The sequence below is a fragment of the Aeromicrobium sp. genome (genome assembly GCF_036676885.1).
Lineage (GTDB): Bacteria > Actinomycetota > Actinomycetes > Propionibacteriales > Nocardioidaceae > Aeromicrobium.
In genome coordinates this window covers 1-7,436 of record NZ_JAKFCB010000053.1, presented here as the reverse complement: position 1 = coordinate 7,436, position 7,436 = coordinate 1, and the positions used below count along the sequence as shown (strand labels likewise).

Genomic DNA, 7,436 nt, shown 5'->3' with positions numbered 1-7,436 from the left:
GGGCTCGTCGAAAGTCGCCATCGAGGTGTCGCCGTCGGGGTCGATCCGGCCGGCGACGTGACCTGGTCGATCGGCGATCCGGGCACCGTGATCTTCCCCCGGTCGGCCAACAAGCCGATCCAGGCGCTCGGCATGCTGCGCGCCGGGCTGCCGCTCGACGGCCGGCTGTTGGCCCTCGCGGCCGCGAGTCACACCGGCGAGCCGTTCCACCTCGACGGCGTCAGGGAGATCCTGGCTGTGGCCGGAGTGGACGAGCAGGCGCTGCAGACGCCGCCGTCGTACCCGCTGGATCCCCATGTCCACGCCGACTACCTCCGCGCAGGTGGCAAGCGCGACCCGATCTGCATGGACTGCTCCGGCAAGCACGCCGCGATGCTGCTGACGTGCGTGACGAACGAGTGGACGATCGACGACTACCTCGACCCCGAGCACCCGCTCCAGCTCGAGATCACCGCGACGTTCACCGAGCTCACCGACGGTCCGCCGGCGGCTGTGGGGGTCGACGGCTGCGGCGCACCGCTGCTTGCGACCCCCCTCCAGCAACTTGCCCGGGCCATCGGCCGCATCATGCAGAGTCCAACGGGCAGCCTCGGCGCCCGGCTCGTCGAGGCCATGACGTCGCACCCTGAGTACCTCAGCGGAACGACCCGTCCTGAGCGTGACCTGATGCTGGCATTCCCCGGGCTCGTGGCGAAATGGGGCGCCGAGAGCACCTACGTCGTGGGCCTGCCGGACGGCTCGGCGTACGCAGTCAAGATCGAGGACGGCAGCGAGCGCCCGGTCTACGCCGTGATGGCCCGGGCCCTCGAGCTCGGCGGGCTCGACGCCCCCGTGTTGCAGGAACGCCCCGAGGTGCTGGGTGGCGGCAAGCCGGTCGGCGAGGTCCGAACCACGTTCTGACCTGCGGCGATGCTGTGACCGAGGTCGCAAACACCCGTGCTTGCATTTGCTAACTTTTGCAAGCACACTGGAGTCATGGCCAAGTTGAGCATGCAGCGCACCGTCGAAGGACTCGGCGAATACCTGCGTGAGCAGCGGGGTCAGGCACAGATGTCTCTTCGGCAGCTGGCCGAGCTCACGGATGTCTCCAATCCGTACCTCAGCCAGATCGAGAGAGGTCTGCGCCGACCTTCGGCAGAAGTCCTGCAGCAGATCGCCAAGGCGCTCAGGATCTCCGCCGAGTCGCTCTACGTTCGAGCCGGCATCCTCGATGCCGACGAGAGCGGAGCGCGGATGGTCGAGGACGCCATCGCCCTCGATCACCGGCTCACAGAGCGTCAGAAGACCGCGCTGCTCGATATCTATCGCTCCTTCGTCGGCACTGACGAAGCGTCGGACACCGAGCTGGCCGCAACAGTGACCGAAGCCAACCAGGAGGAAACCACATGACCACCATCACCGAGACCATCAACGCCCAGGTGAAGTCGATCGTCGACGACGTCAAGGCACTGCCCGAGACGCTCAAGAAGGTCGACGTCGCCGAGCTGCAGAAGCAGGCCCAGGGCCTCGCGCAGACCGCTGTCGGCACCGCCACGACCGCGTACGCCGACCTCGCCAAGAAGGGTGAGGAGCTCGTCGCCAAGGCCAAGGGCCTCAAGGTCGAGGACATCAAGAAGACCGTCGACAGCGGCGTCGAGGACGTCACCAAGCAGGCCAAGGGCTTCGCTGACGACGCCCAGAAGCGCGCCGAGCAGCTCGTCACCGACGCCAAGACGCAGGTCACCAAGGTGACCTCGAAGGCCCCGACGACGCTTCGCAAGGCCGCCGAGAAGGTCGACACGACCGTCAAGAAGACGCCCGAGCCGGCCAAGAAGGCTCCGGCCAAGAAGGCAGCCCCGGCCGCCAAGAAGGCTCCGGCCAAGAAGGCTCCGGCCAAGAAGGCTCCCGAGAAGAAGGCCTGATTCTCCGCAACACCACGAAAGAGGCGGGTCCCCACACGGGGGCCCGCCTCTTCTGCGTCATTGGATAGCCTTCGGGCATGTTCGAGATCCAGAACGGCCTGATGTTCATCATCTCCATTGCGCTGTTCGCCGCGAAGGGCTTCGCTCTCGTCGACTGCGTCGCGCGCCCGTCCGCGAAGTTCACCTACATCGAGACGCTGCCCAAGCAGACCTGGCTCGTGATCCTGGTGCTCGCCGTCCTGACCCACCTGGTCTGGTGGAGCCCGCTCGACCTGCTCAACCTCGCCGGCACTGTCGGCGCGCTGGTCTATCTCGCCCAGGTGCGCGGCTCGGACTCCCGTTAGCAGCGATTGGTCAGGCGCAACTGTCTCGCGTACGGTCGAAAGGTTGGACTGCACACCTACCGTTCGGGGAATTGCATGAAGCAGCAGACGTCGACATGGCGCGCACGTATCGATCCGGTGGTCTTCTGGGTCACCAGCATCCTGGCAATCGCCTTCGTCGTCTGGGGCGTGGTCAGCACCGACAGCCTGGGCTCGGCCTCGGGCGACGCGCAGAGCTGGGTCATCACCAACACGGGCTGGTTCTTCGTGCTCAGCACGACGTTCTTCGTGATCTTCGTGATCTGCCTCGCGGCCAGCAAGTACGGCCGCATCCCGCTCGGTGACGACGGCGAGGAGCCCGAGTTCAAGACCGTCTCGTGGATCGCGATGATGTTCAGTGCGGGCATGGGGATCGGCCTGATGTTCTGGGGCGTCGCCGAGCCGCTGACGCACTATGCCTCGCCGCCGCCTGGCACGTCGCAGGCCGAGTCCGAGGAAGCCATGCAGACCGCCATGGCGACCACGATGTTCCACTGGGCGCTCCACCCCTGGGCGATCTATGCGGTCGTCGGCGTGGCCATCGCCTATGGCACGTTCCGCAAGGGGCGGTCCCTGCTCATCTCCTCGGCGTTCCGGCCGCTCATCGGCGCCCGCGCCGACGGCCCCGTCGGCCGGACCATCGACATGCTCGCGATCTTCGCGACGCTGTTCGGCTCGGCTGCGTCCCTGGGCCTCGGCGCCCTGCAGATCGGCAGCGGGATCGAGTACAACGGCTGGGCCGACAGCGCCGGCAAGTCGCTGCTCGTGGCCGTCATCGTCGTCCTGACGATCGCCTTCATCGCCTCCGCGGTGTCGGGCGTCGCGAAGGGCATCCAGTGGCTGTCCAACACCAACATGGTCCTGGCCCTGATCCTCGCCCTCTTCGTCTTCGTCGCGGGACCGACGCTCCTGATCCTCAACCTGCTGCCGACGGCGCTCGGCGACTACGCCAGCCAGATGACCGGCATGGCGTCCCGCACGGCGGCCAGCGGCGACGCCGAGATGAAGAGCTGGCTCGCGAGCTGGACGATCTTCTACTGGGCGTGGTGGGTCTCGTGGACGCCGTTCGTCGGCATGTTCATCGCGCGCATCAGCCGCGGACGTACGATCCGCCAGTTCGTCACGGGCGTCCTGATCGTGCCTTCGCTCGTGAGCCTGGTGTGGTTCGCGATCTTCGGTGGCACCGCGATCGACGTCCAGCGCAGGACCGGCGACCTCGTCGGCAAGGCCGGTTCCGTCGAGCCCACCTCCGCGCTGTTCGGGACCCTCGATCATCTGCCGCTTGCTTCGGTCTCGACCGTGCTCGTGATGGTGCTGGTCGGCATCTTCTTCGTCTCGGGTGCCGATGCGGCCTCGATCGTCATGGGCACGCTCAGCGAGAAGGGGTCGATCGAGCCGTCGAAGGGGACCGTCATCTTCTGGGGCACCGTGATGGGCGGTGTCGCGGCGATCATGCTCGCCACCGGAGGCGATGGCGGTTCCGCCGCGCTCACCGGCCTGCAGCAGATCACGATTGTCGCCGCTGTGCCGTTCGTGCTGGTCATGGCCGCGATGTGTCTCTCGCTCTACAAGGACCTGCAGACCGACCCGGTGATCATCCGTCATCGCAAGGGCGTCGAGGTCGTTGCGCAGGCCGTTCTCACGGGCGGCGAGGACCATGACGGTGACTTCGTACTCGTCGTCGAGCCGGCGCCCGACAGCGAGTCGACCAGGTAGGGCGGGTCGGTCCTTCCCGACGACGGGGTCAGCGCGGCCGGGCCGGGTGCAACCAGCGCGTGACGACGACGCGCAGCACGCCGAGGTCCGCATCCGGCGGCACCTCGGGGTGGGTGTCGCGCACCGTCCGGTGCGCGACGACGAGACCGGTCAGCCAACGCGCGGTGTCCTCGACGTGCAGCTCGCGATCGACCGAGCCGTCCTCGATCGCCTGGGCGCACAGTGCCGCGAACGTACGCTCGACGTCAGGGCTGAGCGGCAGGTCGGGGTTGCCGGCGAAGTGGTCGAGCAGGTCCATCAGCCGGTCCCAGGCGATGTCGGTCACGCCTTCCTCGACTCGTGCCAGCGCTCGACGAGCTTGGGCATCTCGACGGCCATGTAGCTGAAGAAGTCATGCGTTGCGGCGAGTCGCTCGTGGGCGGCGCTGCCGGCCTCGACGCGGGTCAGCCCTTGCTCGAGCAGGCCGGACAGGGTGCTGATCGTCTGGGTCTCCGTCGCCATGGCCTCGGCCCAGGTCGTGCCCAGCACGTTGTATCGATCGACGCGTTCGCCGGTCACGCGCTGGCGCACGGCGAGGCCCATCCGGGTCAGGTAGGCCGTGGCACCGCTGACTGCCGCGGCGCTCACCCCCAGGACCTCGCCGATCTCCTTGGCGGTGTGGCCGTTCTCCGGTGCGACGAGCAGCGTGGCAAAGACGCGCGCGGCCATGCGCTGCATGCCGGCGTCATTGAGCTGCAGCGCGAATCCCTCGATGAACTCGGCGACCTGATCGTCCTTCACACGTGGCATCCTATCGGATATTCACGAAGTTCAGACATTTCAGGAATGGATGAAGCGATGTATCGTCGGCTCCATGGACTCAGTCATCGACATCACCGGACTCGTGAAGCGGTTCGGCCACACGACTGCCCTCGACGGCCTTGACCTGCAGGTCGCGCGCGGTGAGGTGCACGGGTTCCTGGGGCCCAACGGTTCCGGCAAGTCCACCACGATCCGGGTGCTGCTGGGACTGCTTCGCGCCGACGCGGGCCGCGTCTCGCTGTTCGGCCAGGACCCGTGGCGCGACGCCGCAGCGCTGCATCGGCGCCTGGCGTACGTACCGGGCGAGGTGAACCTCTGGCCCAACCTGTCCGGCGGCGAGGTCATCGACCTGCTCGGCCGGCTCCGCGGCGGACTCGACGAGAAGCGCCGTGCCGTGCTGATCGAACGCTTCGAGCTCGACCCGACCAAGAAGTCCCGGACGTACTCCAAGGGCAACCGGCAGAAGGTCGCGCTCGTGGCCGCGCTCTCGAGCGATGTGGAGCTGCTGATCCTGGACGAGCCGACGTCCGGGCTGGACCCGCTGATGGAGGCGGTGTTCACCGACTGCGTCGACGAGTTCAGGGACGAGGGCAGCTCGGTGCTGCTGTCGAGCCACATCCTCGCGGAGGTCGAGCGACTCTGCGACCGGGTCAGCATCATCCGCGCCGGGCGCACGGTCGAGTCGGGCACGCTCGCCGACCTGCGGCACCTCACGCGTACGTCGGTGTCGGCCGAGCTCGTGGAGTCGCCGTCGGGCCTCGATCGCCTGACCGGTGTGCACGACCTCGTCGTCGAGGGCGCACGGGCGACGTTCGAGGTCGACACGGACCACCTCGGCGCTGCGCTGGAGGCGCTCGGCCGGTTCGGGGTGCGTACGCTCACGAGCCAGCCACCGACGCTCGAAGAGCTGTTCCTGCGGCACTACGGCGAGGATGTCTCCTCGTGACCGGGTCCACCGGGTCCACCGGGGCGCTGACGGTGCTGCGATTCCACCTGAGGCGCGACCGCATGATGCTGTTCTGGTGGATCACGGGCAACGTGCTCCTCTACTACTCGCAGGCGGTCAGCACCGACGGGCTCTACACGACGCAGGCCGAGCTCGACAGGGCCGCGGCCGGCATGGAGAGCAACGCGGCGTTCATCGCGATGGCCGGTCCCGCCCGCGCACTCAACACGCTGGGCGGGCAGGTCGCGTGGCAGGCGGCCGCGTTCGGCGCGATCGTCGCCGCCCTCATGAGCATGTTCCTCGTCGGCCGGCACACCCGCGCCGAGGAGGAGAGTGGGCGTGACGAGCTCGTGCGCGCCGCGGCGATCGGCCGGCACGCCCCGCTGGCGGCCACCGCCCTGGTCGTCGTCATCGCCAACGTGCTGCTCGGCGTCCTGCTCGCGATGAGCCTGGTCAGCTACGGCCTGCCGGCCGCCGGTTCGTGGGCACTGGGTCTGGCGGCCGGCCTCACGGGGCTGGTCTTCGGCGGCGTCGCGCTCGTGGCGGCGCAGCTCGTCGAGAGTACGCGCGCGGCGTACGGAATCACGGGTGCCGTGATCGGGGTGGCGTACGCCCTCCGGGCCATCGGCGACGTCGGCAACGGCGCCCTGTCGTGGCTGTCGCCGATCGGCTGGGGGCAGTACCTGCGCCCGTACGCCGAGGAGCAGTGGTGGCCGGCGCTGCTGTCCGTCGTCGCCGTCGTGGTGCTGGCCGTCGCAGCGGTCATGCTGTTCGACCGGCGCGACATCGGCTCCGGCGTGTGGCCGGCCAGGCCGGGTCCCGCTCGCGGCTCGCTCGGATCGGCGTCGGCGCTCGCCTGGCGGCTGCAACGCGGCAGCGTGATCGGCTGGACGTTCGGGATGCTGCTGGGTGGTGTCGCGTACGGGTCGATCGGCGACGACGTGGAAGACCTGCTCGGTGACTCGGAATTCTCGAAGGACATGTTCGCCTCGGCCGGCAACTCGGTCGTCGACTCGTTCTACGCCACGTCGGCGGTGATGCTGGCGCTGATCGGTAGCGGGTTCGCGATCGCGTCGGTGCAGCGGCTGCGCGGCGAGGAGGGCGCAGGGTTCGCCGAGGGCCTGCTCGCGACCGCGCTGCCGCGGTGGCGGTGGGCTGTCGCGCACCTCGTCGTCACGCTTGTCGGCACGGTGGCCGCCGTCCTCGCCGGTGGGCTCGGCATGGGTCTGGGCTTCGCGCTCGTCACCGGCGACGGGTCCGCGGTGCTCCGGCTCACGGGAGCGACGCTGCCGTACGCCGTGCCGGTCCTGCTGCTCGCGGCGTTGACGTGGCTGGCGTACGGGATCCGCACGCGCTGGGCCGGGGTCGGCTGGCTGGGTCTGGGATTCTGCTTCATCGTGATGATGTTCGGGGAGCTGCTGCAGCTGCCGGGCTGGCTCATGGACGTCTCGCCGTTCCAGCACCTGGCGCAGACGCCGGCGGAGGACTTCCGGGTGGTGCCGGTCGTCGTGCTCCTCGCGATCATCGCGGCGCTCAGCTGGTTGGGGATGGCGGCACTGCGGCGGCGGGATCTCGTCACCAACTAGAACATGTGTTCGATCGAGCGTACGATGTCGGGATGGAGGAGTTCTTCCAGGGATCGCTGCTCGACATGGGGCAACCCACCGGCCTCGGCCGGCTGGCTCCTGAGCGCACGGTGCTGACACGGGG

At 68.5% G+C, this 7,436-nt stretch carries 9 protein-coding genes; 7 read left to right on the top strand and 2 right to left on the bottom strand.

Going from position 1 to position 7,436, the window contains the following annotated elements; translation table 11 throughout:
• From V6M46_RS02970 to V6M46_RS02950, 5 genes are all read left to right on the top strand, one after another.
• The coding region (locus V6M46_RS02970) for an asparaginase (protein WP_332662280.1) at nucleotides 1–900 on the top strand (900 nt) is incomplete at its 5' end.
• A 75-nt stretch (nucleotides 901–975) separates the two neighbouring features.
• Nucleotides 976–1,389, top strand: coding sequence for a helix-turn-helix domain-containing protein (locus V6M46_RS02965; RefSeq protein WP_332662279.1), 414 nt, complete (start codon nucleotides 976–978; stop codon nucleotides 1,387–1,389).
• Nucleotides 1,386–1,901, top strand: coding sequence for a hypothetical protein (locus V6M46_RS02960; RefSeq protein WP_332662278.1), 516 nt, complete (start codon nucleotides 1,386–1,388; stop codon nucleotides 1,899–1,901). The genes V6M46_RS02965 and V6M46_RS02960 overlap by 4 nt, the downstream gene beginning before the upstream one ends.
• A gap of 77 nt (nucleotides 1,902–1,978) precedes the next feature.
• Entirely contained in the window at nucleotides 1,979–2,245 is a 267-nt protein-coding gene (locus V6M46_RS02955; protein WP_332662277.1) for a DUF2516 family protein, read from the top strand.
• A gap of 75 nt (nucleotides 2,246–2,320) precedes the next feature.
• Nucleotides 2,321–3,979, top strand: coding sequence for a BCCT family transporter (locus tag V6M46_RS02950; RefSeq protein WP_332662276.1), 1,659 nt, complete (start codon nucleotides 2,321–2,323; stop codon nucleotides 3,977–3,979).
• A 28-nt stretch (nucleotides 3,980–4,007) separates the two neighbouring features.
• Here the strand turns inward: V6M46_RS02950 and V6M46_RS02945 are convergent, their stop codons facing one another.
• Nucleotides 4,008–4,304, bottom strand: a complete 297-nt coding sequence (locus V6M46_RS02945) for a hypothetical protein (RefSeq protein ID WP_332662275.1) — start codon at nucleotides 4,302–4,304, stop codon at nucleotides 4,008–4,010.
• Nucleotides 4,301–4,759, bottom strand: coding sequence for a GbsR/MarR family transcriptional regulator (locus V6M46_RS02940; RefSeq protein WP_332662274.1), 459 nt, complete (start codon nucleotides 4,757–4,759; stop codon nucleotides 4,301–4,303). Before V6M46_RS02940 ends, V6M46_RS02945 begins: the two co-directional genes overlap by 4 nt.
• Nucleotides 4,760–4,832: 73 nt before the next feature.
• On the opposite strand from V6M46_RS02940, the gene V6M46_RS02935 reads away from it, so the two are divergent.
• Together V6M46_RS02935 and V6M46_RS02930 are read left to right on the top strand one after the other, a co-directional pair.
• Nucleotides 4,833–5,726, top strand: a complete 894-nt coding sequence (locus V6M46_RS02935) for an ABC transporter ATP-binding protein (RefSeq protein ID WP_332662273.1) — start codon at nucleotides 4,833–4,835, stop codon at nucleotides 5,724–5,726.
• Nucleotides 5,723–7,312, top strand: coding sequence for an ABC transporter permease (locus tag V6M46_RS02930; protein ID WP_332662271.1), 1,590 nt, complete (start codon nucleotides 5,723–5,725; stop codon nucleotides 7,310–7,312). The genes V6M46_RS02935 and V6M46_RS02930 overlap by 4 nt, the downstream gene beginning before the upstream one ends.
• The last annotated feature ends 124 nt before the right edge of the window (nucleotides 7,313–7,436 follow it).